At 45.6% G+C, this 23,059-nt stretch carries 27 protein-coding genes; 16 read left to right on the forward strand and 11 right to left on the reverse strand.

Annotated elements, in window-relative coordinates:
• From AELLOGFF_RS16855 to AELLOGFF_RS16880, 6 genes are all read right to left on the reverse strand, one after another.
• Window positions 1-432 (reverse strand): potassium transporter TrkG (locus AELLOGFF_RS16855; RefSeq protein ID WP_327785493.1); only part of this gene is annotated, 432 nt, incomplete at its 3' end.
• A gap of 50 nt (window positions 433-482) precedes the next feature.
• Window positions 483-1,106 carry a DUF502 domain-containing protein gene (locus AELLOGFF_RS16860; RefSeq protein WP_159270173.1) on the reverse strand — a complete coding sequence of 208 codons (624 nt, stop codon included), beginning with the start codon at window positions 1,104-1,106 and terminating at the stop codon, window positions 483-485.
• 91 nt (window positions 1,107-1,197) lie between these two features.
• Complete coding sequence (locus tag AELLOGFF_RS16865) at window positions 1,198-2,625, reverse strand: VWA domain-containing protein (protein ID WP_159270174.1); 1,428 nt, start codon at window positions 2,623-2,625, stop codon at window positions 1,198-1,200.
• A 5-nt stretch (window positions 2,626-2,630) separates the two neighbouring features.
• Complete coding sequence (locus tag AELLOGFF_RS16870) at window positions 2,631-3,563, reverse strand: AAA family ATPase (protein WP_159270175.1); 933 nt, start codon at window positions 3,561-3,563, stop codon at window positions 2,631-2,633.
• 29 nt (window positions 3,564-3,592) lie between these two features.
• Window positions 3,593-4,075, reverse strand: coding sequence for a cupin domain-containing protein (locus tag AELLOGFF_RS16875; protein ID WP_159270176.1), 483 nt, complete (start codon window positions 4,073-4,075; stop codon window positions 3,593-3,595).
• A gap of 39 nt (window positions 4,076-4,114) precedes the next feature.
• A complete protein-coding gene (locus AELLOGFF_RS16880) occupies window positions 4,115-5,002 on the reverse strand; it encodes a LysR family transcriptional regulator (protein ID WP_159270177.1) in 888 nt (295 codons plus the stop codon).
• A 113-nt stretch (window positions 5,003-5,115) separates the two neighbouring features.
• Between AELLOGFF_RS16880 and nhaA the strand changes: the two genes are divergently transcribed.
• Together nhaA and AELLOGFF_RS16890 are read left to right on the forward strand one after the other, a co-directional pair.
• Window positions 5,116-6,297, forward strand: coding sequence for a Na+/H+ antiporter NhaA (nhaA, locus tag AELLOGFF_RS16885; RefSeq protein WP_159270178.1), 1,182 nt, complete (start codon window positions 5,116-5,118; stop codon window positions 6,295-6,297).
• A complete protein-coding gene (locus AELLOGFF_RS16890; protein WP_159270179.1) occupies window positions 6,281-6,688 on the forward strand; it encodes a Rap1a/Tai family immunity protein in 408 nt (135 codons plus the stop codon). The genes nhaA and AELLOGFF_RS16890 overlap by 17 nt, the downstream gene beginning before the upstream one ends.
• Window positions 6,689-6,706: 18 nt before the next feature.
• Here the strand turns inward: AELLOGFF_RS16890 and moaA are convergent, their stop codons facing one another.
• Window positions 6,707-7,708 carry a GTP 3',8-cyclase MoaA gene (gene moaA / locus AELLOGFF_RS16895; RefSeq protein WP_159270180.1) on the reverse strand — a complete coding sequence of 334 codons (1,002 nt, stop codon included), beginning with the start codon at window positions 7,706-7,708 and terminating at the stop codon, window positions 6,707-6,709.
• Between the two features lie 110 nt (window positions 7,709-7,818).
• Between moaA and AELLOGFF_RS16900 the strand changes: the two genes are divergently transcribed.
• The 3 genes from AELLOGFF_RS16900 (at window position 7,819) to AELLOGFF_RS16910 (ending at window position 10,118) form a co-directional block, all read left to right on the forward strand.
• The gene (locus AELLOGFF_RS16900; protein ID WP_159270181.1) at window positions 7,819-8,424 is read left to right on the forward strand and encodes a hypothetical protein; all 606 of its coding nucleotides are present in this window, start codon (window positions 7,819-7,821) and stop codon (window positions 8,422-8,424) included.
• A 229-nt stretch (window positions 8,425-8,653) separates the two neighbouring features.
• A complete protein-coding gene (locus AELLOGFF_RS16905; protein WP_159270182.1) occupies window positions 8,654-9,667 on the forward strand; it encodes an aromatic ring-hydroxylating oxygenase subunit alpha in 1,014 nt (337 codons plus the stop codon).
• A gap of 112 nt (window positions 9,668-9,779) precedes the next feature.
• Window positions 9,780-10,118, forward strand: a complete 339-nt coding sequence (locus AELLOGFF_RS16910; protein WP_159270183.1) for a hypothetical protein — start codon at window positions 9,780-9,782, stop codon at window positions 10,116-10,118.
• Here AELLOGFF_RS16910 and murI read toward each other — a convergent pair.
• Both murI and AELLOGFF_RS16920 read right to left on the reverse strand, forming a co-directional pair.
• Window positions 10,105-10,890 carry a glutamate racemase gene (murI, locus tag AELLOGFF_RS16915; RefSeq protein WP_159270184.1) on the reverse strand — a complete coding sequence of 262 codons (786 nt, stop codon included), beginning with the start codon at window positions 10,888-10,890 and terminating at the stop codon, window positions 10,105-10,107. The genes AELLOGFF_RS16910 and murI overlap by 14 nt on opposite strands.
• A 23-nt stretch (window positions 10,891-10,913) precedes the next feature.
• Window positions 10,914-11,393 carry a peroxiredoxin gene (locus AELLOGFF_RS16920; RefSeq protein WP_159270185.1) on the reverse strand — a complete coding sequence of 160 codons (480 nt, stop codon included), beginning with the start codon at window positions 11,391-11,393 and terminating at the stop codon, window positions 10,914-10,916.
• Between the two features lie 240 nt (window positions 11,394-11,633).
• On the opposite strand from AELLOGFF_RS16920, the gene AELLOGFF_RS16925 reads away from it, so the two are divergent.
• The 11 genes from AELLOGFF_RS16925 to AELLOGFF_RS16975 all read left to right on the forward strand — a co-directional run bounded on the left by AELLOGFF_RS16925 (window position 11,634) and on the right by AELLOGFF_RS16975 (window position 19,831).
• Window positions 11,634-12,398 (forward strand): adenosylcobinamide-GDP ribazoletransferase, encoded by a 765-nt coding sequence (locus AELLOGFF_RS16925; protein ID WP_200842771.1) that lies wholly within the window; start codon window positions 11,634-11,636, stop codon window positions 12,396-12,398.
• A gap of 127 nt (window positions 12,399-12,525) precedes the next feature.
• On the forward strand, window positions 12,526-13,083 hold the full coding sequence (locus AELLOGFF_RS16930; RefSeq protein WP_159270186.1) for a glycine zipper 2TM domain-containing protein: 558 nt from the start codon (window positions 12,526-12,528) through the stop codon (window positions 13,081-13,083).
• 58 nt (window positions 13,084-13,141) lie between these two features.
• Window positions 13,142-13,570 carry a PA2779 family protein gene (locus AELLOGFF_RS16935; protein ID WP_159270187.1) on the forward strand — a complete coding sequence of 143 codons (429 nt, stop codon included), beginning with the start codon at window positions 13,142-13,144 and terminating at the stop codon, window positions 13,568-13,570.
• Window positions 13,557-14,510, forward strand: a complete 954-nt coding sequence (locus tag AELLOGFF_RS16940) for a PA2778 family cysteine peptidase (protein ID WP_159270188.1) — start codon at window positions 13,557-13,559, stop codon at window positions 14,508-14,510. The genes AELLOGFF_RS16935 and AELLOGFF_RS16940 overlap by 14 nt, the downstream gene beginning before the upstream one ends.
• Before the next feature lie 230 nt (window positions 14,511-14,740).
• Window positions 14,741-15,169: a GFA family protein gene (locus AELLOGFF_RS16945; RefSeq protein ID WP_159270189.1), complete on the forward strand. Its 429-nt coding sequence runs from the start codon at window positions 14,741-14,743 to the stop codon at window positions 15,167-15,169.
• Window positions 15,170-15,617: 448 nt separating this feature from the next.
• Window positions 15,618-16,364 carry a hypothetical protein gene (locus tag AELLOGFF_RS16950; RefSeq protein ID WP_159270190.1) on the forward strand — a complete coding sequence of 249 codons (747 nt, stop codon included), beginning with the start codon at window positions 15,618-15,620 and terminating at the stop codon, window positions 16,362-16,364.
• A 45-nt stretch (window positions 16,365-16,409) separates the two neighbouring features.
• Entirely contained in the window at window positions 16,410-16,976 is a 567-nt protein-coding gene (locus AELLOGFF_RS16955; RefSeq protein WP_159270191.1) for a hypothetical protein, read from the forward strand.
• An 89-nt stretch (window positions 16,977-17,065) separates the two neighbouring features.
• Window positions 17,066-17,707, forward strand: a complete 642-nt coding sequence (locus AELLOGFF_RS16960; protein WP_159270192.1) for a YajG family lipoprotein — start codon at window positions 17,066-17,068, stop codon at window positions 17,705-17,707.
• An 88-nt stretch (window positions 17,708-17,795) separates the two neighbouring features.
• Window positions 17,796-18,266, forward strand: coding sequence for a DUF2846 domain-containing protein (locus AELLOGFF_RS16965; protein WP_159270193.1), 471 nt, complete (start codon window positions 17,796-17,798; stop codon window positions 18,264-18,266).
• Window positions 18,267-18,401: 135 nt separating this feature from the next.
• Window positions 18,402-18,758, forward strand: a complete 357-nt coding sequence (locus AELLOGFF_RS16970) for a MerR family transcriptional regulator (protein WP_159270194.1) — start codon at window positions 18,402-18,404, stop codon at window positions 18,756-18,758.
• Window positions 18,759-18,841: 83 nt separating this feature from the next.
• Entirely contained in the window at window positions 18,842-19,831 is a 990-nt protein-coding gene (locus AELLOGFF_RS16975; protein WP_159270195.1) for an NAD-dependent epimerase/dehydratase family protein, read from the forward strand.
• A 167-nt stretch (window positions 19,832-19,998) separates the two neighbouring features.
• Here the strand turns inward: AELLOGFF_RS16975 and AELLOGFF_RS16980 are convergent, their stop codons facing one another.
• The gene (locus AELLOGFF_RS16980; RefSeq protein WP_159270196.1) at window positions 19,999-22,314 is read right to left on the reverse strand and encodes a Tex family protein; all 2,316 of its coding nucleotides are present in this window, start codon (window positions 22,312-22,314) and stop codon (window positions 19,999-20,001) included.
• Between the two features lie 83 nt (window positions 22,315-22,397).
• The gene (locus tag AELLOGFF_RS16985; RefSeq protein ID WP_159270197.1) at window positions 22,398-23,036 is read right to left on the reverse strand and encodes a TetR/AcrR family transcriptional regulator; all 639 of its coding nucleotides are present in this window, start codon (window positions 23,034-23,036) and stop codon (window positions 22,398-22,400) included.
• Between the last annotated feature and the right edge of the window lie 23 nt (window positions 23,037-23,059).

A 23,059-nucleotide genomic window follows, 5' to 3' on the forward strand; every position in this document is an offset into this window, starting at 1 on the left:
CAGCCCACCCACCCATTGCAGCATTGAGCGCCACACTAAAATATCGTGCGCCATAGTATCTAGGCCGGTAAAAGCGGTGGAGCCAGTGGTGGTAAGGCCTGATACGGACTCGAAAACGGCATCGGTAACACTGCAAAATTCAGGTATGAATAAGAAGGGCAATGCGCCAGTAAAAGAAATTAACAACCATGAGCTGGTGGTGATTAGAAACATTTGCCTAGGGTTAAGCATATTGATGCGGTGGGAGCGTGATAAGAGCCATCCACCTGCCGCTAAACCCACGGTTAAGGCAACAGCACTACTAAAAGCCGCGGCATTGCCAGTGTGGTATATAACCGCCATTAGCAGGGGAACGGTCATCAAAAGGCCAAACACGAGTAAGACGAGGCTACAGACTTTGAGTACAGGTTTAATAAGGGTGAACTGAGCCATTACAGTTTCGCTATCGTGGTAATTAGGCCGTCTAGGGCCGCAGTGTGCGGTTATTTACTGGGTGGCACAATGACGCCCAGCTCTGATGAGCCCGCACCACAGGAAATTATCGATTTAAAGGCAGCGTCTAGCTTTATGTCGGGTCGAGGCTCTACGCAGTCTGGGGGTAAATGATAGACAAAGCCAGAGGTTGGGTTTGGGCCGGTGGGCACAAATACAGTGTACCAACCGTTGCTGTGTCGGCTAGTGATGATTGCTGTTGCACGGGCTGGGCTTTGGGTGCCGTAAAGCTGAACAATGGCGGCCTCGCCCTTGGTAAACGGAGAGTTGCTGTTTGTGCCAAACATTTGTTGAATGATATCGCGTATTAGACGGTAGCCAGGGGCGAAGCGCGCTAAATGAGCGTCGATAAAATTTTGTATCCAACGGCCAGCGCTTGTCGCTACGATGGTGCCAACAATAAAACACGTCAGTAGGATCAGCGATATCACTAGGGCGTCTATGGCGAGGGCGGGTGCGCCCGTTAGTCTTACCAAGGGCGTGGTCATGGGGGCAATTAATGCCTGCACGCTATTGACTGCCCAGCGCAGGCCCAGCAATAAGATGATGATTGGTGCGATAACCAACACACCACCGATAAATGACTGGCTAATAAAATGTTTGAATCTATTCATAATGGCCTAGGCTGCTCATAATTTGCCAAAATTATAGTGGTGCTGTGTGACAAGGATACCGCATTTGTGATCAAGCTAGGATTTATCTTTGTCAGCGAATTAGCGTGAGTAATTGATCGAGAAGACGTTCTAGCTTACGTAGTGATCCGCATTCGGCCACATAATGGCTTGCACTTTGGTAGCGACGAATTTCGGAGTCACCGGTATTCCAGCTGTGGTGTGATTCTGGATTAAACCACAATACGAGTTTGGCGCGGTGATAAATCTTACGGAGGGCGTCAATACCGGTGTCGCCGCCATTACCACGGCCGTCACCTAGTATGATGACACAGCTACGTCGAGTGAGTTTACTTTCTATTTGCTCCCAAAAGGTGGTCAGCGCTTGGCCGTAATCACTGCTACCAAGGCCGTGTTTGTCTTGGATAATGGCCATGGCTTCATCTGCGGGATAGGCTTTAAATAAATCGCTGACCTCTATACTTTTGCCGCAAAAAACAAAGCAGCGGGTGCTGGGCAAGACATCGCTTAAGGCTTGTACAAAGAGTAGCAGCACTCGCGACCAGGCACTCACTGAGCCGCTAATGTCGCAGAGTATGAATATGTCACTTTTATCTTTATGAGTGGACTTCCAAAAACGATGGAAGGGAATGCCACCATAGGCCATATTCCGGCGTAAGGTTTTTCCCAAATCGAGCTTTCCTTGCCGTGACCGTTTGTGGCGTTGGCTGTGTCTAGCGGCAAGTTTTTTGGCTAATTTGCGAATTAAGGGCGGCAATCTTTCGCGGTGATAATGTTCCATTGCTGACAGCGAGGTGTCTTGCAGAGTGGCATCACGTAATTGTTTGATGGCGGAATCGTTATTGAGTAATAGCTGTCTGTCAATGAGTTCTTTTATTGCGGAAATTTGATGTTCACGCAACTGAGATAGCACCTGAGCTTTGTGGTCATCGCCTGCATCCTGTAATCGCTGAATCTCTTTAAGGGTAGTATCATCCTTTAGGGCATTCAAAATTTTGCGACGATAGACGCCGCGCTGGGTTCGGTACTGTATATTGTCTAAGCCTGCTTCGGCTGCAGCGCGTATCACCTCGTTGAGAACATCATTTTTTTGTTGGCCTGCTCCGGAGCCACCGACACCTTGGCCACCTTCTTCCCCTTGTCCTTGGGCATCACCTTGAGCGCTGGCTGTATCTTCGTTGTTGCTGGCATTTTCTGCGGTTTCATTGCCATTTTGTGTGCTGGGCTGGGCGCTATTTTTAGGTGAGGTTTGATTGTCGCTGTGATTGTCAGCGGAATGAATATTGGAATGGCCAAAGAAAAAAAGGTCAAAACATTCGCTAAATTGGCTGTGTTCATCAACGGTTTTTGCAAGACAGCTAGCGAGTCCATCATGGAGTAGTTTTGGATCGCTATAACCCACCGTAGAGACGACCCGCATTGCGTCTAAGGTTTCCGCAGGTGAAATCGCTACACCGTGATGCCTCAAATGGCGAATAAATTGCAGTAGAGTATCATCCACAACGCTTATCGCTCGTTTTCAGCACGTTTGATGAGGCTGTGTAATTCAGGGCGAACCATGTTGATGTCTTCTTCGTACTTCAGCAATACGCTTAGGGTATCTTCTACTAAATCTCTTGAAAGGCTGTTGCAGTGTAAGAGTAAGAGGCTTCGTGCCCAATCGATAGTTTCGCTGATTGCAGGCTGTTTTTTTAAATCGAGTTCACGGACGCCGTGAACAAAATTTACCAACTGTCGACGAAGCTCATCAGGCACTGTCGGCACCCTACTTTGTACAATCTGACGCTCTAACTTAGCCTCTGGAAACGGAATATAGAGGTGTAAACAGCGGCGCTTTAGTGCGTCGCTTAGATCACGGGTATTATTACTGGTTAGGATAACAAGTGGTTTGTGGTTGGCGCCCAATGTACCTATCTCGGGAAGCGTCACTTTAAAGTCAGCCAGAATTTCGAGTAATAAAGATTCAAATTCGTAGTCGGCTTTATCAATTTCATCAATTAGCAACACCGCGCCGTCGTCACTTTGCAGGGCTTTGAGCAAGGGGCGTGGTTCTAAAAACCGCTCTGAATAAAAAATGTCATCAAAATTGTGCAAGCGGTCTACCGCATTTGCTAAGCCGTCGGTGCCGTCTAGTATTTCGTGAAGCTGTTCTTTTAAAACTTGCACATACAAAAGTTGCTTGCTGTATTTCCAGTCGTAAAGTGCCTTGCTTTCGTCTAAGCCCTCGTAGCATTGCAGCCTAAACAAGGGTTTAGCCAGCATCGCGGCGGTGGCATTGGCAAGCTCAGTTTTACCCACTCCAGGAGGCCCCTCAATGAGGATAGGACGTTCAAGTTGTTGAGCAATATAGAGTGTAGTTGCGATGGTTGAACTGGCTACATAGCCTTGTTTGGCAAGGTTGGCAATGAGCTGGTCGATATCGGTACGAGCGTTGGTCATAACGTGATCCAATTGTTCTTACTAATTATTTACGTACTTATGAGCCTACTAAGTGCGTCCCAATGTTGTGGGTAATCGCGCTGTATCTGGGTGACATCGGCGAGTTCATGATCACTGAAGTCAAAGCCTGGGCATACGGCTTCTGATATAAGGCCGTGGTCACCATTAAGAAGCTCAGATGCTTTCCAGTATCCACCAGGCACCAGCATTTGCAACTGTTGACCAGCCATTAAGTCAGGCCCCATGACAATATTCTCGATGATACCAGTAGGAGATACGAGGGTGTAGTTAACGGGGCTACCATGTTGCCAAAAATGGAGAATATCTGAACGATTTCGGTGTAGCGTCCCGAGGGGCTGCTCCTTGGTCAGTAAATAGTATATGGCAGACATGGCCGGTCGATCAGCTATAGTGTGGGGGGATGTAAAGCTGCGGCAAAAATAGCCGCCTTCAAGATGAGGTTCTAACTTAAGCTGTTTGATAATCGTGTTGGCGCTTATTTCATTGGGCATAAAGCAAGGCTTCTCGGTTAGGTACCGGACTGGCGATGACTAATCGTCAAACATGGCGTGAATATGGTCAACTATTTGGTGCTTAGATTGACGACTTGGCGTTATGGAGTAGTAGTCTTCATGAATGTCTCCGGTTTTGCCCACTTCTTTTACGCGGTATTGGCGCTGAATGGATTCAGAGAAAATGGAGGGCGCACAAAAAACACCGTGACCGGATTGCCCAAGTAGTTTGGTGAGTTCTGTATCATCAAACTCACCAAGTATATGGGGCCTAATGTCCATCTGTGACAACCAAGAGAAGACGTGGGTGAATTGAGCACTGCGCTCTCCTGGCATGAGAAAGGTTTGGCCGTCTAATGATAAAGGAAACCGCGCCCTAAGTTTTGCCGCTAACTTAGCCGTTGCAAAAAAGGTGAAATCAGAAGAGATAAGACGTCTGCTATACGCTTTGACAGATACATTGGGTGGAAGTGGCCGATCAGAGAGAATCATGTCTAGTTTATTAATTGCCAGGTCAGCTAAAAGTTGCTCAAAGTCGGTTTCATGAGTGACGATGCGAACATTGCTGAATTCGGCGTAAACTGCTTCAAAAATTTGGCTGCTAAGGGTTTTTGGTATGGAGTCTAAAATGCCGATAGATAATATAATCTCTTGGGTGCTCTCGAGATTATTTAGTTCAGAAATCAACTCACGATAAGATCGAAATATGTCTTCGGTATAGCGTAGCGCAATTTGCCCCTCCTTATTTAAATGCAGTCGTTTACCGACTCTGTCAAATAATGAATAACCAATAGCATCTTCTAATAAACCTAATTGTGCACTGACAGTTTGGGGTGTGACGAATAGTTTTTCTGCCGCCATGGTGACGGTATCGTACTGCGCTACGGCATAGAAGTATTTCAAGTGATTCAGATTGAGTCTATCCATTCTCATACTCCTTATCAGGAAAAAGTTGATACAGTATAAACAAATAGCAGATTTTTTTTGTATTTACTATGGCGTAAATTTTAGCTTCATGTATAGCTTGTGGTGAGGCTAATTTGAAATTTATAGCGAAAATCATAAAAAACCAAGATGCCGCCAGTGGCGCATTTCTTATTTCGGCAGCGGTATTAGCCATGATCTTTGCTAATACCAGTATGAAGGAATTTTATAATGGCGTGCTTAGCCTAGTCGTTGTGGTCGGCGCAGGTGATTTTGAAATATCAAAGCCACTCTTTCTATGGGTGAATGATGGCTTAATGGCGTTGTTCTTTTTGCATGTGGGTTTGGAAATAAAACGCGAGTTTTTACAGGGCCACCTTTCCCATGTCAGTCAGACGGTATTGCCTGGTATTGCTGCCATGGCGGGGGTGGTTTGTCCTGCATTAATTTATGTTGCACTGAACTATAACGATGCAACTGCGCTGAGAGGGTGGGCAATACCCTCTGCGACAGATATTGCGTTTGCACTCGGTGTTTTTAGCATATTTGGTCAACACCTTTCGGTTTCTCTTAAACTCTTTTTACTCTCTGTTGCAATTTTTGATGATATTGCAGCCATTGTTATTATTGCATTGTTTTATTCTAATGAATTATCCGAATTTTCTTTGCTGCTGGCGTTTGTTGGCATTGCGTGTTTATTCATCCTGAATAGATTTGGTTCTCGATACTTATCCTTCTACATGCTTATTGGCATTATTGTTTGGGCTGCGGTGCTCAAGTCAGGCGTACATGCCACTTTGGCCGGTTTTCTACTCGCTTGGTTTATTCCTACTAAGGTGAATAACTTGTCCAATTACCCTATGGCGAGCGCCTTAGAGAAAGGCTTACACCCTTGGGTTGCGTTCTTTATTTTGCCCTTCTTTGCCTTTGTTAATGCTGGGGTAAATTTGAACGGACTTGGTTTTGATGTGTTATTTGCACCGGTCACATTGGGGATTATAGGTGGGCTCTTTATTGGTAAACAGCTAGGCATTGTTACCGTGTGTTGGTTGGCAATAAAAATGAAAATTGCAAGTTTACCTAAGGGGGCTAGCTGGCGTGAATTTTATGGTGTGAGTTTGTTGGCGGGTATCGGTTTTACCATGAGTTTGTTTATTGGCAGTTTGGCATTTGAAACTGAGGGCCAAGAACTCGCAGAGAAAGTAAAACTAGGCGTGCTTGTTGGCTCTTTACTGTCTGCCATTGTTGGTGCGCTTGTGATCACTAGTACGAGGAGAAAAGATGAAAAAATTAACTAACTATATGATGTTTTTAGCCTTGGTATTTCCTGCTGGATCACTGTTAGCGAATGTGGAAAGTCAATGTGCAGGTAGCCAGTCAGATACTGAGAAATGCTTGTACTTTTTTAAAGGATATTTATATGGTCTTGGTGAGTTAAGCGCACAGCTTGAAGAGAATAAGTCGTCACAAGAAAGTTTTAGAGAGCGGGCAATTCGTACTCGACTAGGCGCTGATTATGTTAATAGCAGTGAGCGCAAAGATATAGCTGGCTATTGTTTGCCGTCAGAATTATCAGTTAGAGAAATTGCTAAGGAGCTTCAATTGCTGCTTTCTACTAAGCCCTTGTATTGGGCGGAAGAGCCAGATCCAATCTTAAAAGCCTTACAGACGAGTTATCCCTGTCAATAAACTCGTCTTCCCATTGGTCTAGCCTCCGGTGGTGTTCATAAACCGCACTATTTGGGGCTCATCATCTAAGGAAAAGTGATGACGCTCTGGCTTTAGGTCCATGGCTTGAATAATGGCTTCACGCAGTTTGAGCTCATCGCCGGGGTAGCGATCGACAATCTCTTTGAGGCTGACTGAGTGTTCATTGCCAAGACACAGTAACAGTCGGCCCTCTACTGTGAGTCTTACCCGATTACAGAGATGACAGAAATTATGGCTGTGGGGAGAAATAAAGCCAATACGAGATGTACTGTCGCTCATACGGTAATAGCGTGAAGGGCCGCCGGTGTTTTCGGTTGTCGGTGTAAGAGAATGACGGGATTCAATGGTGTTACGAATTTGTTCGCTACTAATAAAGCTCAAAGCGCGATCGTGTTCGCTAATATGCCCCAGTGGCATTTCTTCTATAAAACTAATATCGATGTGCTTGTCACGAACAAAGTCGACTAAATCTAAAATTTCATCGTCGTTGCGGCCTTTTAGTATCACCGCATTGAGTTTTATGCGGTTAAAACCAGCATCGCGAGCAGCGTCAATGCCGCTTAGTACTTTTTTAAGATCCCCGAAGCGAGTTAATGCTTTAAACCGTTCTGGCTGTAAGCTGTCAAGACTGATATTCATCCCAGTCAAGCCTGCGGCCTTAAGAGGGGCAGCAAATTTGTCGAGCTGAGCGCCATTAGTGGTGAGATGCAGTTGCTCTAGCTGTTCTAATTGGCCAAGTCGCTCAATGAGCGAAATAACATTATTGCGAACCAGAGGTTCGCCACCGGTTAGGCGAATTTTTTTAACGCCAAGCTGTACAAAGCTATGGGCAATGTCAAAAAGTTGTTCAAGGCTAAGAATTTGATTGCGGGGCAAAAAAGTCATATCTTCTGCCATGCAATATACACAGCGAAAATCACAGCGGTCGGTGACCGATAATCGGAGGTATTCTACTCCGCGGCCAAAGCGATCTTGTAGTGTGTTGTCAGCATTTATCATCCTTTGATATTACCACATGTGTTGAAGGCTGCGGTGATGACTGCGCTATAATCATACTTTACTAACGTCGAAAATGACGAAAATGGATTATTGAAGCCTAGGGGCGATAAATGAAAATGTTACATGCTTTTGCTTTAGTTTCTTTGTGGCTGGTGTTGCCGGCCTACGCAGCGGATGATGCGACGACCACCAGCAATGGTGACGTTCAGGCAGGTGCTAGTGTTTCCTCAAGCGCCATTTATGACCGTCATGGCCAGCCAGTCACAGCAATGCAAGTGGGTAAAGCGCGGGCTGCTGAGGCGGCGGTCAAGAAGGCCGGTGTTGCACCTGACTCGACTGAGGCGGCTATGATCCGGATCAGCATGGGACAGTCTCCTGAAACCGCTTATGAGCCTTACGATGGGATATACGATGCCGAGGGCAAGCGGATAAGTAGTCGCCAAGCGGCGGAAGACTTAGCCGTTGAAGAGGTCATTCGTCGCAGTGGCGCAGAACCAGGTTCAGAGCAGGAAGCTATTATTCGCGCTGCGGCCGAAGGCGAGGTGGAAACCATTGCAGGGGATGATGTTGACGAGCAGACAATGGAAGAGATGGCAAAAGAAATTGCGGTTCAACAAGCTATATTGCGTACTGGTGTACAGCCTGGATCAGCAAATGAGTCGCTCATTCGCATGGGCGCAGATGTGATGATGGAACGCTATAAAAACTGGAAGTAATGACTCTCTGGGCGGTGAGCCGGTCAGCTTGCCGTCTATTCACCCTAGCTTTCTGCCGTAATTGGCGTTTTTTGCCAGTTTCCTGTCTCATTTTGTCATTGTCTCGCCAGCCTCAAAGAGTAAAGTGTGTGGCAATTCCAGAGTCAGCTTGGCTGGCTCTATTTCACTCCGTTCTGAGGTTTGTAAGTGCCCTTAGACACTGCAGGCCAACTCAGCTGAGGATAAGGCGATGACAAATAATACTAATACTGTAAAACGCTACCCAATGCCGATGCCGTTTGGCTGGTTTGCCGTGTCATATTCTGATGAATTGGCGCCAAGCCAATCCCGGGCAGTGCATTATTTTGGTCAGGAGCTAGTCCTGTTTCGTACAGAAGCTGGTAAAGCGGTATTAATGGAGGCGTACTGTCCACATCTAGGCGCGCATTTGGGCCACGGTATTCATGAGCAAGCGGGTTCGGGTGGTGGCCGTATTGAAGGCAATAATATTGTTTGCCCCTTTCATTCATGGAAATTTAGCCCTGAGGGCGAGTGTGTAGAAGTCCCTTACGCTAAGAATATGCCGCCGAAAGTAGCGGGTAAAAAATGCCTTAAGAGCTTTCCTATTCGTGAGACCAATCAAGTCATTTGGGCTTGGTACCATCCCGATGGTGTGGCGCCTTTATGGGAAGTGATTAGCCATGACGAGGCGAATAGTGATGATTGGTCGCCGCAAGACCGCTATGAGTGGATTATTCATACCCACCCCCAAGAGATGGCAGAAAATGCCGCTGATCCTGCGCATTTTAAGTATGTGCATGGCACTGCTTCTTTCCCTGAATGGGAAACCACCTATGATGGCTATTTTGTACGCGGCTTACAGGTGGCCAATATGCCAACGCCAAGAGGCGAGGTAAAAGGCAGCATACGCACTGGGAGTGCTGGGCCGGGACAGGGATTTACTAAGTTTGAAGGTATTGCCGATACTTTCTTGCTAGGGCTAACAACGCCGATTGATGAACATAAGGTACAAGTTCGTTTTGCGTTTATTCAACCCAAAATTAATGGCGAAGTGAAACAGGGTGGGGTTAATGCCGCTATCATTGCCAATATTGTTGGCCAGTTAGAAGAAGATAAGCCTATTTGGGAAAATAAAATTTATCGGCCCCTGCCGATTCTTTGCGATGGCGATGGACCTATTGCTAAGTTTCGTAAATGGTATAGCCAATTTTATGCCGAAGGTTTTGATCCCCGCGCTTTATAGTCCTTATCGATAATAATTTTTAGGATTCTTTTGTCTCTTATAATCTGCTTGGGCTGTGTTCAAGCGGATTTTCTGTATACTTTGGCACTCTACAAATTTGTTGGATAGTGCCATGCGTTTTCTTATACCAAGTGTTTTCCTTTTTACACTATGCGCACCCTTGGCTCATGCCGCTTGTGTTTTACCAACACCTCCTAAAAATTTCCCCGACGGAATAACGGCAGACAACGAAACCATGGAGTTTGCTAAGCGTCGCGTGGAGCGCTATTTCGACAGCAGCCGACGTTTCCTTAAATGCCTAGATACTATGGATAAAACGGCAGTTGGCACCGGGCGAGATAATGAAGAGCGTCGCCGTCGCCGAATTGATGACTACAACACCAGTATGCAAAATGTGGCGTCAGTGATGAGTGAGTACACAGAAAGTGTACGGCAGTTTAACAACCGATAAGCTGAAGCCCTAAGGCATTTAATTGTTCATATAAGATTGCTGTAGGGCGTTTGTCACCAAGAACTAATACCCTCTGAACACCAGCGTTGATGTTACTCCCCAATGGCAGGTTTCCTTCCTTAATGACGTGTGCGACACGTCGTGCTATGGCTTCGCCAGAATCTATCCAGCTTATGTTTGGCATTAACGACGCCAACGGTTTTTGTATTAAAGGAAAGTGGGTGCAGGCTAGTACTACCGTGTCCATGTCATTAGCGCGGGGGTGATTGTAGAGTGCGGTTTTTACGTTATCTAAGACCTCAGCGATTGGCTCCTTATGCCAAAAATGGGACTCAATGGCGGGAGCAAGAACACGGCTACCCACGGGAATAACACAGCAGTGCGAGGCAAAATCTTCGATTAGCTGGGCGGTATAAGCGCGCGCGACAGTGCCCGGAGTAGCTAAAAGGCCAATGACCCCGCTGCGACTTTGCTGAGCTGCCGGCTTTATGGCGGGAACCACACCGATAACCGGTATGTCGACCATACGGCGAAGAGCGGGTAATACGGTGGTGCTCGCTGAGTTACAGGCGATAACGATAATGTCGCTGGGGTACTGTTGGAGTACTGCAGATACCGAATGGCAGATATGCGTCACTAGCGCTTCTTCCTGCCATTCACCATAGGGAAAACCACCGTGGTCCATGGTGTAAAGCAGATTCGCTTGCGGAATGAGTTGATGAATCGCAGCGCCGATACTCAAAGAGCCGACGCCGGAATCAAAAATAAGCACGCGTGGCGCGTGCGTTTCTGGGATCACAGCAGAGCGAGGATATTTTCTGCTGAGCTAACGTCAACTGCGCCGGTAGGCTCAAGTGCAAGTTGGCTAACAACGCCATTGTCTACGATCATTGCATAGCGTCTTGAACGCAAACCCATGCCAAACCCAGAGCCATCCATCACCAAATCTAAGGCTTTAGTCAATTCACAATTGCCATCCGCCAGCATGAGTAGTTCTTCAGCGTTTTGGCTTTTCCCCCAAGCACCCATTACAAAGGCATCGTTAACAGAAAGACAGGCAATAGTGTCTACGCCTTTTGCTTTAATTTTGTCGGCATTCACAACATAGCCAGGTAAGTGGGTAAGAGTACAGCCTGGGGTGAATGCGCCAGGAACTGCAAATAAAACCACTTTTTTACCCGCAAAAATGTCGTCAGTAGTGATGTCTTGGGGGCCTTTTTCACCCATTACTTTTAGAGTAACAGAAGGGATCTTATCGCCGGCTTGTATGCTCATAGTGAGAACCTTTTATGTTTAGCAAATTTAGAAAGTAGTTGAAGCAGTAAGGTGAAACCTAATGATCGTCATTTTTTTACTGTGAACGCATCATAGTCTAGCAGAGCAAATCGGCTCAGGTAATGACTTAATGTATTGGACTACGTTTGCGCAGTTTATTAGAGGACTTAGCGTACAATAGTTCCTAGTGAATGAATCCTAGTAAACAGATAAAGATATTGGCAGATTTGGGGCAGGGTGGTGATTACGGGTCATAAAATACAAAGAGAGTGGCAGATATTTTTACTTGCGTTAGGGTTTTTAACGCGTATTCCGGTGCCGGCTGACCCATGCTACAGCGATGAAAAGCTTAACGGGGCATCACGATATTTTCCGCTTGTGGGCCTATTGGTGGCTGGCGTAGCTTCCGTCGTGTTTATTGTGGCGCAAGCGTGCTTTGGTAATACCATTATTGCCGTTTTACTGTCGATGGCAGCGTCAATCCTCCTGACAGGCGCTTTTCACGAAGATGGCTTTGCCGATAGCTGTGATGGCTTTGGTGGCGGTTGGCAGCCAGAAGATGTGCTGCGAATTATGAAAGATTCCCGTATTGGCACCTATGGTGCTGCGGGTTTAATAATGATGTTGGCTTTAAAAACATCGGCGCTGTACGCGGCATCGTCAACAACAGCGCTGGTGAGCGCGTTATTGTGGGGGCACATTGTTAGCCGTTGGTTGTCAGTCTCGTATCTAGTGGATTTGAATTACGTCAGTGGCGAGGGAAAATCGAAGCCACTGGCAACGGCCATGCCATTATCCCACTGTTTATTAGCAGGTTTGCCCTTAATTCCGGTACTTCTATTTTGTGAATTGCCGGCGCTGATCCCGCTGCTGATTGCACTGCTTACCTTTCGTATTGGATTCGCTTTTTATCTTCGTCGCCGTATCGGTGGCTATACCGGTGACGCTCTGGGTATGGCTCAGCAAGTAACTGAAATCATTATATATTTATCATTTCTTATGTGAGTGCAGTGCTGTTAAGTGTGAATACTGCACTACTTTTCCTAATAAATTATTGGCACTCCCGCGCTGAATACTGGTCACAGAACCACAAGGATATAAAGCCTGCTCAACAGGAATGGGAGAGACGAAGATGAAAACCAGCTTATTAATTGGCGGTGTACTTGGTGCCGTGGCAGTGACTGCTGTAGGCAGCTATGCGGGTTACAACAGCTATATTGACAGCAGTAAACCAAAATTTGCCGAAGTTGTGTCTTCTACACCAGTAACTGAAACGCATTTTACTAATCGCGAAGAATGTTACGACGAAGTCGTACAGCATCAGGCCGAGGTGAAAGATCAGAATAAACTGACGGGTACCTTAATTGGCGCAGTGATTGGCGGCGTGATTGGTAAACAAGTTGGCGGTGGTAATGGTAAGAAGTTAGCAACGGTGGCGGGGGCAGCGGCAGGCGGTTATGCCGGCAATAAAGTGCAAGGCAATATGCAGCAAAACGACGTCTATACCACCACCGAACGTCGCTGCAATACAGTTCAAGACCCTCAGCAAAAAGTGATTGGCTACAGCGTAACGTACATCTTAGACGGGGAGACGAGTACCGTTGTTATGGATCACGAGCCCGGTGCAACAATACCGGTTCAAGACGATGGGCAGTTAGTATTAAACAAGCCGCAGACCCAAGAAATATAGCTGTAGCCAGTGTGAAGTTGGCGGTGAGTTAAGCGCTGCACTGGGTCAAGCAGGATCAATGAATGACGATAAAGAGAGTAATTTTATGGTTAAGGCAATAAGTAAACGAAGAAGCACTGCTATTGTAATGAGCGGTTTTATGATGTGGGCTGGCGTGGCTGCGTCCACGGTGTCTGCTGGGGTCATAGGCACTGATCAAATGGTAGCGGAATACAGCCTTGATGAGAGCCGCGCAGAAATGAAGGCTGCGCTTTCTCAAGACAATGTGCGCGAGCGTTTAGTTGAGCTGGGTGTGTCCCCCGCTGATGTAGATGCGCGAATTGACGCGCTGACACCCGCAGAGCTTGCCATGTTACAAGATCAGCTAGATCAATTACCGGCCGGTGCCGGTGCGGTGGGTTTGCTAGCTTTTGTGGTGTTGGTATTTTTTATTACTGATGTCTTGGGAATAACTGACGTATTCCCGTTTGTGAATGCGGCTAGCTAGTGTTCTTATCACATGCCTGTTACTACAGGCATGTGCTTCTGTTGTTGTCTCAGGGCGTGATTCCTTACCTGCCAAGCAACTGTTAACCGTTCCTTTTGTGTCACAACAGGACTTTTATTGTGGTCCTGCCGCTTTGGAAGAGATTGCGCGTTTTCATGGCTTAAGCGTTGACCAGCAATCCATCGCCAAACAAGTTTTTATTCCAGGTAAAAAAGGCTCCTTAGCCATTGAAATGCAGGCCGCGGCACGTCAATTAGGTTTGCTCCCTTACCCCTTAGACAAGAATTTGTCATCCATCATCAGTGAGGTGGCCGCTGATAACCCGGTGTTGGTTTTTCAAAACCTAGGCTTTGCGTGGTGGCCGCAATGGCACTACGCCGTGGTTGTTGGTTATGACCTTTATACAGACGAATTGATTTTGCATTCTGGTAGCCACAAAAATTATCGCTTGTCCTTTGCCACGTTTACCAAAACATGGGCACGTGCCAATAATTGGGCCCGAGTGCTGACAGATAGTAGTTACCTTCCAGAGACCGCCAAGCCAGCTAGCTATATCTCTACGGCCTATGACTTTGAGCAAGCGGGTGATGTTGAGCTTGCCATGTCGTTCTACAATCTTGCTGCAGAAGAATGGCCGGCTTCAAAACCCGTGCTAACGGCGCAGGCAAATGTTGCTCTTAATCAAGGAGACATTAGCCGAGCGATAAGTTTATTTGCCCAGCTTGTGCAGATGGATGGAGACGACCCCGCGCTGTGGAATAATTATGCCTTTGCACTACTGGCAAAAGGCTGCGCGAATGAAGCGATTACTGCGATCAACACCGCAATAAGTTTAGCGGCTGATCCAGTGTTATATCAAAATAGCCGCGATGAAATAGCGTCTAGCGCAGACACCTCACAGTCATGTCCTGGGATATTCATGCCCAGTAGCGATATATAAGCCTTTATTTTTGTCCGTTAGTTAACACCTGATATTAGTTTGCGCTCGTCGTAAGGCATTGATATTTATGGTCAACAGCTTATGATCAAGACAAACGATGTGGAATAAACCATGGCTGTTAGTGCTCACTAAATAGGGCTTTAATGGGCCCGTTTGCGCAACCTTGGCAAGCCACTTTTCGTTTCGTTAAGACCATCGGTGCGCACATGTTATGAGTTTTGGAGTGAGGTATGAAAACGCATCAAGCAAGATGTGCCTGCGGTGAGGTTCGATACGAATTTTGCGGCCAGCCATATACCGTTTATGCCTGCCACTGTACTCGCTGCCAACAACGCACAGGATCAGCTTTTGGCCTCACAATGATTGTGCCGGCGAATGCTATTACCTTTGTCGGCAAGGGTTTAGCTGAGGATATGTCGAATCAGTCTGGTCCACTGCTTTACTGCGATACATGTAGAAGTTTAATGGCGTATAAATCTGCACCAGATACCTACTGCGTGTTTCCAGGAGCGTTTGACGACAAAACGTGGTTTAAGCCGGTAGCCAATATTTGGGTCCGCAGCGCTCAGCCTTGGGTGACCATTGACCAGCGTTTAAAGTGTTATGAAGAAAACCCAAATTACGCTGAGCTTTATAAACTCTATAAGGGCGCCTCATAACAAGGCGGCCTGTTGTTTCGGTACACGGTTCTAGTTTTCCAGAGCAAAGCATTCGAGCGCTATCTCCCTCCTAAGCAGGTATTCAAGTTCGGCTTTTGACGATTGCTGATCACATTACTTGGAGCCGTCAATGAGCATAAAAAAATAGTATATTTTTTCTGAGTTAGGAATTATGCTCATACCTCCAAATCGCTACGTTTATTCTATCGGCAGCGTCTTGGAAAATGGATATAAAAACAAGACATAAGGATATGAGGCCGTACATATGAGACCCCTCCAGAATTTCAATTACGTGTTTTGTCGAAACGCGCCTTAGCATGAAAGATCAAAATTTCTTCATTAAATTAATGCCTTACGTCAGTTTTGGTGAGCTTTCTCGCCGAGTAAAAAACTCGCATGCGTATTCTTGCAATGTTAATCATACAAAATCTCCGATTTTGGATAGATTATGAAGAAAAAGAGAAAGTCCATAACTAAAGGGCTGGGTGGGCCATATATTCATATTGACCGTCAAGTTGACCGCTATTCTCTACAAGAAATAGAGTTGTACCTTCAAAAAGAAGCAAGGCTTCTTTTATCTGAAGATTTATCTATTCATGTAAAAGTTGTTGATGGATCTATAAAAGCTTACGTTCTTTTTGGGGGCATAACTATTTACAATCTCATGGCTAATTATGGGTCTCTTAGAAGCGGAATCGACCACGTCGTCAAAGATATGCAAACAGTATCCGAAACGATAATCGAAAGATTTTACGATTATGAAAATGTAAGCCCTGATGAAGTAATCTATAAAGCCCGTCGTCAGGGTGTGCCTGGGAAAATACAACGTTACCTGAAAAAGCTCAATAAATTAGATGACTCTACAGTTAATGCAGAACAACGGGTTGATCTTGTCGTCGAATTAGAAGAAGAATTACTTGATATTGTTTATTTACTAGAACACGAAGAAGACAGAAATCTAGTTATAGAGGCATCGCCAGAGCTAATTAGTAATAGCTTACCTGATAATTTACCGGTGCCCGCTAGAGGCGTGCTTGATCTTCGATTTGAAGACGATGACTTCCATCAAGATTATATCTATTATGCGCCAGAAATTGATAGGAAAAATATATCATTACCCCCATCTGTGCCCATAGCACCACAAACAGGAAGTGCTATCTTAATTTCACCAAGGAGAGACGATGACAATGTTTAACAAAGTAAAGCCTTCGAACGACTTTACCGCTACGTGAAATGAGGCATGGAAGAATTCAATAGATTCGGAATTATTGTTAACGAGCTTCAGAAGGAAGTAGAACTGTACGAAGAGCTGTATGGAAACTCTGATGCCGTTTCAATACTTAATCAATCAGCAATGCAGGTGTTTTCAATAATCCAGCGCGCAATGTTTTTTGAAATCGTTACTAGGCTAGCTTCTTTGTTTGACCCTGCTAAAACGGGTAAAGATTCAAATTTATCATTTAAGTATTTACTTGAAAGTGTTGAGGGTAAGTTAGAGCCTAAAACGGAAAGGTTAATAGCTCAAACATTTGAGTTATATGATACGACGGGAATTAAGAATTATCGTAGTAAAGCTCTAGCACATTTAGATTTAAAGCATTATTTGGGTAAAAAAAATCTAGCCACGAATATTTCCTATGAGAGCGTTTCAAATATACTTTCTAACCTTGAAATCCTGATTCGCTCGATACCTGTGGAAGTAGGTCTATTGGCTAAAGATCATGCAATATACCGAGATTCAAGATTACCGGAGAAATCCGGTGGTTTGGCGCTGCTGGCAAAGTTGCAGGTAGTGCATAACAATTAAAGGTATTGGATGTAACAAAGCTGTGCCCATACTTTAGGCGCTCATAATTAAACCGTATCTATGAATTATCAATAATTAAAAGGAAAAAAATGAAAAAATTACAAATTGCACTTTTAATGGCAACATTGGTATTAACTGGCTGCGTGGCAGGTACTCGGAATATCGATCTTGTAACCCCAGACTATAATAATGAAAATAGTGCATCAGGTGACGTTTACATTGTGGCAATTAACGATAAACGAACTTTTGAGCAAAAACCGAGAAATCCCTCTACACCTTCTGTTGACGGTAATTTAAGCAGCACATCAAAGGAAAAACTTTCAACTTTAATTGGCAGGCAGAGAAATGGTTATGGCATGGCAATGGGGGATGTTGCTCTTAATGAGGGTTTGACTATTCAAGATGAGGTGCGTGAATTATTAACTAAAGGTCTAGAAAGTAGAGGCTATAAAGTAGTTGATAATGTGAGTGCCCCTAATCACTTAACTGTAGATGTAGAAAAATTTTGGGCTTGGTTCTCACCTGGCATGTGGTCAGTTAGTTTTGAGTCAAACTTACAATGCAATATCGGATTTAAAAAGGGTATGGATATTAAGCAGATTGATATTACAGGTTACGGAATCAACAAAGGGCAGATTGCAAGCGATGAAAACTGGAAACTGGCTTATCGCAGAGCATACCTTAACTTTTTAGAGAATCTAGATAAGCTGCTTGATGCTGAGGATTTGTAATAATAGGTTAAATCACTAACTGGGTGTTAATAATAGTACAAAATTATAAGCCACAAGACTGCCTATTAACTCGTTGGAATGAGGTAACATGGAAAAAATTATTATTACTATCTTACTTTCTTCATTTTTATCTGGATGTGCATCAACAGGTAAAAAATTTTCTTCTTTAGAGAAAGCTCAAAGCGATAAATCATTAATCTATGTGATGAGAGCGTGGAGATTGTATAGAGGGGCAGCAACACTTGATGTATATATTAATGATGAAAAAATTGGAAATCTGCCAAATGGTAGCTTTTTGCCTGTCGAGGTCGAGCCGAGCGATGGGATTGTAACAATATCAGCTTCAATGAGTGCAAAAATTATAGGCTGGCACCACGCTCCAATGTCGATTGAATATCAAATTAAAGAAAATGAAACTAAATTTTTTATGCTGGATTCAATAACAAATTATTTTATACCTGTTTCTTCTTTTTACGTTGCAGGTGTCGATATTGATTTGTTTGAGCTTGGAAAGGAAGAAGCACTGAAAGTACTTCCCAAGCTTAGTTTGGCAAAATAAATTTCCTTAAAAGTGACTCTCAGCTCTTGGTATTTTCAGTTAGGAATGGCTTTGGTGTTTACGGCGCAAAGGTATAGTTGGCTGCTTCGTGAAGACCTCTTAACTCGGCGCTGTAACTCAAAATGAGGACTTATTGTGTACATTAAAGAAGTGGCTGGGCTTACTGGGGCTAGCAGGAAGGCTATTTACTTATATGAAGAGATGGGCCTGCTGCCCGCTATTTCGCGCGATGAAAATAAGTATCGAGCGTATACCCTTCACCATGTCAAACTAATAAGACTAATAAAAAGAGCGCAAGAGCTTGGCTTTAAGCTCGCTGAAATTGTGCCGATTATTGAGGAAAAACAAGCAAGCCATCAATTTCCAACTGAGCTGGTCATTGACAAGATTAAGCTGAAACGAGCCTCTATAGAGTCTGAAATAGCGGCCCTTAATGAGAGATTCCGTGGGCTTGGTGAGCTAATGCATGAGGTTAGTATCACCGACTTTTGAAGAACTGAGTAGTCTGCAGGCTTGACCTTGCCCCATGGGGAAAGGGGTACCCTACCATTTGACGCATTTTTGGAGGGATATCTATGAGTAAGGTCTGTCTTGTAACCGGTGCCAATGGGCATTTGGGAAACAATCTTGTACGTCAACTTCTCGACGAAGGTTATACCGTAAAAGCTGGGGTGCGTGACATCGCGTGTACAGCTCCGTTTGAGGGGCTGAATTGTGAGTTGGTGTATGTCGACATCTTGGACAAAGCTTCGATAGATCAGGCTTTGCAGGGTGTTGATATCCTCTTTCAGGTGGCCGCAGTGTTTAAGCATTGGGCCACAGACCCTGAGAAGGACATTGTCCAAACCAATGTTTTAGGTACTGAGATAGTGCTTGAAGCAGCTGCAAGAGCAAAACTTGAAAAGGTTGTTTACATCAGTTCAGTTGCTGCTGTTGGTCATGATGGGAGTCCACTATCCGAAGACCGTTGGAATACTGATTTGTCGAACCCTTATTATCGCTCCAAAATTTTGTCTGAGAAAAAAGCTTACGAGGTAGCGAATCGGCACGGCTTATGGATGGTGGTTATTCTGCCTGCGGCAATGGTTGGTCCCAATTGTTTTAAGCTGACCCCTACGATGGAATACATTAGAGCAGTTTTGAAGAACGAGTTACCTTTTGACCCTCAGTTTTTCTTCAACTTTGTTGATGTTCGCGATGTCGCACGCGGATCGATATCCGCCATGTCAAACGGCCAGAGTGGAGAGCGTTATATTCTTGCAAACATCAAATCCTTGTCGATGGATGACGTGGTTACCGCGTTGAACACAGACTCAATCGCGTTGCGAGTTAGAACTCGAGCGAAAGCGCCGAAATGGTTATTACTCCTCGTTGCGTGGGTACAAGAAACGGTGTCGATGTTTAGCAGGAAGGAGGCTAGCTTAACGGTCAGTCAAGTTAAGACATTCTTTAACGTTCATCAGGAATATGATATTTCGAAAGCGCGAAATGCACTTCAGTACAGTCCGGCAATGCCTAGCCAAGCGATTAAGGCAGCTGGCGAATATTTGAGTGTCCGCCTCTGATTCACTTTAGCCAAACTTGATGGTTGCTAAAGAGTGATAGCTGCGCTTAATTCTTTTCTCTCTGGGATTTGGGTGGTGGATAAAAAGCCCTGCAATGTTTTTGCTTAAACATTGCAGGGCGATCTTTGGGGGCAGTTAGATTTCCCCGTTTTTACTAGATGCTTTGCCTAGAGGCGACCTTTTTTATTTTGTTTGGCTTGGGCAAACAAGGCGGCCATTGTCGAGTTAGGATCTTTTTGCGGGGCCTGCTTGGCGGCGGGTGCTGCTCGCCGGTTATTGCGTCGCTCTCCACCGGTATTGCTAGATTCCTGTTCGCTCGCTTTGTCGTCTAGACGCATTGATAGCGCTATGCGTTTGCGCTGCACGTCAATTTCCATCACTTTGACTTTGACAATGTCACCGGCTTTGACCACAGTGCGTGGGTCTTTAACATATTGGTTGGCTAGCGCCGAAATATGTACCAAGCCGTCTTGGTGTACGCCAACATCAACAAAGGCACCAAAGTTGGTAACGTTGGTTACTACGCCTTCTAGAATCATATCGGCTTGAAGGTCTGATATTTTTTCAATTCCGTCTTTGAATGTGGCGGTTTTAAAATCAGGTCTGGGATCGCGTCCCGGTTTGTCGAGTTCGGCAACAATGTCGGTCACCGTGGGAATACCAAAGCGTTCGTCGGCATATTCGCTGGGTTTAAGGGTTTTCAGAAAGCGACTATCACCAATAACGTCGTTGACGGCACGGCCGCAGCGATTGACGATTTTTTCTACCACGCTGTATGACTCTGGGTGAACAGCGGAGCCATCTAATGGATTTTCACCGCCCATGACCCGCAAGAAGCCGGCCGCTTGCTCAAAGGTTTTGGCACCAAAACGACTAACGTCCATTAATTGCGCGCGGCTTTTAAATGCGCCGTGTTGATCGCGAAACTCAACAATATTGGCCGATATACTTTGATTAAGCCCTGAAACACGGGCTAATAATGCCGGTGAGGCGGTGTTCACATCCACACCCACGGCATTTACACAGTCTTCAACGACGGTTTCTAACGTGCGAGATAGGGCAGTTTGAGAGACATCGTGTTGGTATTGGCCAACACCGATAGACTTTGGATCAATTTTTACTAATTCGGCCAATGGGTCTTGTAAGCGACGCGCAATGGAAATTGCCCCACGAATAGTAACGTCCAAATTGGGAAATTCGCGCGCTGCGTATTCAGAGGCAGAGTAAATAGACGCGCCAGATTCGTTTACCATCACGCTAGTGCAGCCAAGTTCGGGGCGGGCTGAAAGTAGATCTTTAACAAAGCGCTCGGTTTCGCGGCTAGCGGTGCCGTTACCAATGGCGATGAGTTCGATATTGTGCTTTTTGATCATTGCCAGAAGGATGGCGGCTGACTCAGCGATTTTATTTTGCGGTGGCGTTGGGTAAATTGCACAGTGGTCCACGACCTTGCCTGTTGCATCAATGGCGGCAACTTTTACGCCGGTACGCATGCCGGGGTCAAGACCAATGGTTGCTCGCTGGCCAGCGGGGGCAGCCAGTAATAAATCTTTTAGGTTTTGAGCAAAAACATCTATAGCGGCAGTGTCAGCTAGCTCTCGTAATTGGCCTAATAGGTCGGTTTCCAAGTGGGTGTAGAGCTTGATGCGCCAGGTCCAGCGGATGACTTCTTTAAGCCAGGTATCTGCCGCACGGCCTTCATCAATGACATTCCAATGTTTGGCTACCATGATTTCACAGGGGTGAACGGTGCCTTCTTCTTCGTTAAATTTAATGGCTAAGCTGAGAATACCTTCATTGCGACCACGGAACATCGCCAATGCACGGTGTGAGGGTGTTGTTTTCAAGGGTTCGCTGTGGGAGAAGTAGTCGCGAAACTTCTCGCCTTCAGACTCTTTGCCGGTCATCACCGAACTACATAGAAGGCCATCATTCCAGAGAAATTGACGGAGTGTGGCGAGCAGGTCAGCGTTTTCGCTGAGGCGCTCCATGAGAATATATTTTGCGCCGTCTAGTGCCGCTTTGACGTCGGCAACACCAAGTTCTGCGTTGATGTAGTCCAGGGCAAGTACCGCAGGGTCTTGGCTTGGATCATTAAACAAGGTATCTGCTAATGGCTGTAAACCCGCTTCTATTGCGATTTGCCCCTTGGTGCGGCGCTTGGGTTTGTACGGCAGGTACAGATCTTCGAGGCGATTTTTGGTGTCGGCGGCCAGAATGTCTTTTTCTAGCTCTGGTGTCAGTTTTTCTTGCTCGCGAATACTATTGAGTATGCTTTCTCTGCGATCTTCTAGCTCTCGCAGGTAGCCCAGCCGTGTTTCCAAGTCGCGCATTTGGCTGTCATCTAAGCCGCCGGTGACTTCTTTACGGTAGCGAGAGATAAAGGGAACGGTTGCGCCTTCGTCTAACAGGGTGACGGCGGCACTGACTTGCGCTTCTTTTACGCCCAGTTCTTGGGCTATACGGCTGGGGATGGAGTTCATAGTTCTTTTTTGTCCGGTTTCAGAAGCCGGACATTATGCAAAAACTATGGGTTGGGTGCGAGTCTTGACGTGCAGATTTATCGTTAATCTGTCATCGCGAGCGCTTCAAATAAGGCGCAGCATTCATCGTAAAAATATCGGTACTCTAATCGTAAATGTTGCGACACCAGAGACATCACCTGAAACACTCCTTGGTGAATCATAATCTCATTACTGGTGGTGCGTTCACGCAGTTGATTGTAGTTGAGCCAGAAGGTGAGTGACATGGCAACGTTGTCGCAAAGTCGCTCAAGGAGAATGTCGTCTACTTCGATAATTTCTTGTTCGCGTAGATCAAGCGCCACTGCGCGAGCGGCCTGAACTTTAAGTGCTAGCAACTTAGTGAAGCGTTTAGCTATTTGAGGGTAACGCTGGAGAATATCATTGAGATTACGATACAGATAGCGGTGATTAAAGATGTGTTCAAAAACAATATAGAGATAAAACCAGGCATCTTTTGCACTGAGATTTTTTTCTATGGGCGCGTTTAAAATATCGGTTAATTCAATTTCAAAGGCGGTGAACAACTCCTGAATAATGACTTCTTTGCCGCGAAAGTGGTAGTAAAGATTTCCTGGGCTAATATCTAATTCGTTGGCGATGTCGACGGTGGTAACGTTGGGTTCACCTTCCGCATTAAACAAACTTAAGCTGCTTAACAAGATTTTATCGCGGGTTTTCATTCGTGTCGCTGAACTCCTGTGAA

It is taken from the genome of Zhongshania aliphaticivorans (assembly GCF_902705875.1).
Lineage (GTDB): Bacteria > Pseudomonadota > Gammaproteobacteria > Pseudomonadales > Spongiibacteraceae > Spongiibacter > Spongiibacter aliphaticivorans_A.

Bases quoted from the DNA above. Each gene is read 5' to 3' on its own strand.
- AELLOGFF_RS16860 (WP_159270173.1), bottom strand. From the start codon at position 1,106: ATGAATAGATTCAAACATTTTATTAGCCAGTCATTTATCGGTGGTGTG.
- AELLOGFF_RS16870 (WP_159270175.1), bottom strand. From the start codon at position 3,563: ATGACCAACGCTCGTACCGATATCGACCAGCTCATTGCCAACCTTGCC.
- AELLOGFF_RS16875 (WP_159270176.1), bottom strand. From the start codon at position 4,075: ATGCCCAATGAAATAAGCGCCAACACGATTATCAAACAGCTTAAGTTA.
- AELLOGFF_RS16880 (WP_159270177.1), bottom strand. From the start codon at position 5,002: ATGGATAGACTCAATCTGAATCACTTGAAATACTTCTATGCCGTAGCG.
- AELLOGFF_RS16890 (WP_159270179.1), top strand. From the start codon at position 6,281: ATGAAAAAATTAACTAACTATATGATGTTTTTAGCCTTGGTATTTCCT.
- moaA (WP_159270180.1), bottom strand. From the start codon at position 7,708: ATGATAAATGCTGACAACACACTACAAGATCGCTTTGGCCGCGGAGTA.
- AELLOGFF_RS16900 (WP_159270181.1), top strand. From the start codon at position 7,819: ATGAAAATGTTACATGCTTTTGCTTTAGTTTCTTTGTGGCTGGTGTTG.
- AELLOGFF_RS16905 (WP_159270182.1), top strand. From the start codon at position 8,654: ATGACAAATAATACTAATACTGTAAAACGCTACCCAATGCCGATGCCG.
- AELLOGFF_RS16910 (WP_159270183.1), top strand. From the start codon at position 9,780: ATGCGTTTTCTTATACCAAGTGTTTTCCTTTTTACACTATGCGCACCC.
- AELLOGFF_RS16920 (WP_159270185.1), bottom strand. From the start codon at position 11,393: ATGAGCATACAAGCCGGCGATAAGATCCCTTCTGTTACTCTAAAAGTA.
- AELLOGFF_RS16930 (WP_159270186.1), top strand. From the start codon at position 12,526: ATGAAAACCAGCTTATTAATTGGCGGTGTACTTGGTGCCGTGGCAGTG.
- AELLOGFF_RS16935 (WP_159270187.1), top strand. From the start codon at position 13,142: ATGAATGACGATAAAGAGAGTAATTTTATGGTTAAGGCAATAAGTAAA.
- AELLOGFF_RS16940 (WP_159270188.1), top strand. From the start codon at position 13,557: ATGCGGCTAGCTAGTGTTCTTATCACATGCCTGTTACTACAGGCATGT.
- AELLOGFF_RS16945 (WP_159270189.1), top strand. From the start codon at position 14,741: ATGAAAACGCATCAAGCAAGATGTGCCTGCGGTGAGGTTCGATACGAA.
- AELLOGFF_RS16950 (WP_159270190.1), top strand. From the start codon at position 15,618: ATGAAGAAAAAGAGAAAGTCCATAACTAAAGGGCTGGGTGGGCCATAT.
- AELLOGFF_RS16955 (WP_159270191.1), top strand. From the start codon at position 16,410: ATGGAAGAATTCAATAGATTCGGAATTATTGTTAACGAGCTTCAGAAG.
- AELLOGFF_RS16960 (WP_159270192.1), top strand. From the start codon at position 17,066: ATGAAAAAATTACAAATTGCACTTTTAATGGCAACATTGGTATTAACT.
- AELLOGFF_RS16965 (WP_159270193.1), top strand. From the start codon at position 17,796: ATGGAAAAAATTATTATTACTATCTTACTTTCTTCATTTTTATCTGGA.
- AELLOGFF_RS16975 (WP_159270195.1), top strand. From the start codon at position 18,842: ATGAGTAAGGTCTGTCTTGTAACCGGTGCCAATGGGCATTTGGGAAAC.
- AELLOGFF_RS16980 (WP_159270196.1), bottom strand. From the start codon at position 22,314: ATGAACTCCATCCCCAGCCGTATAGCCCAAGAACTGGGCGTAAAAGAA.
- AELLOGFF_RS16985 (WP_159270197.1), bottom strand. From the start codon at position 23,036: ATGAAAACCCGCGATAAAATCTTGTTAAGCAGCTTAAGTTTGTTTAAT.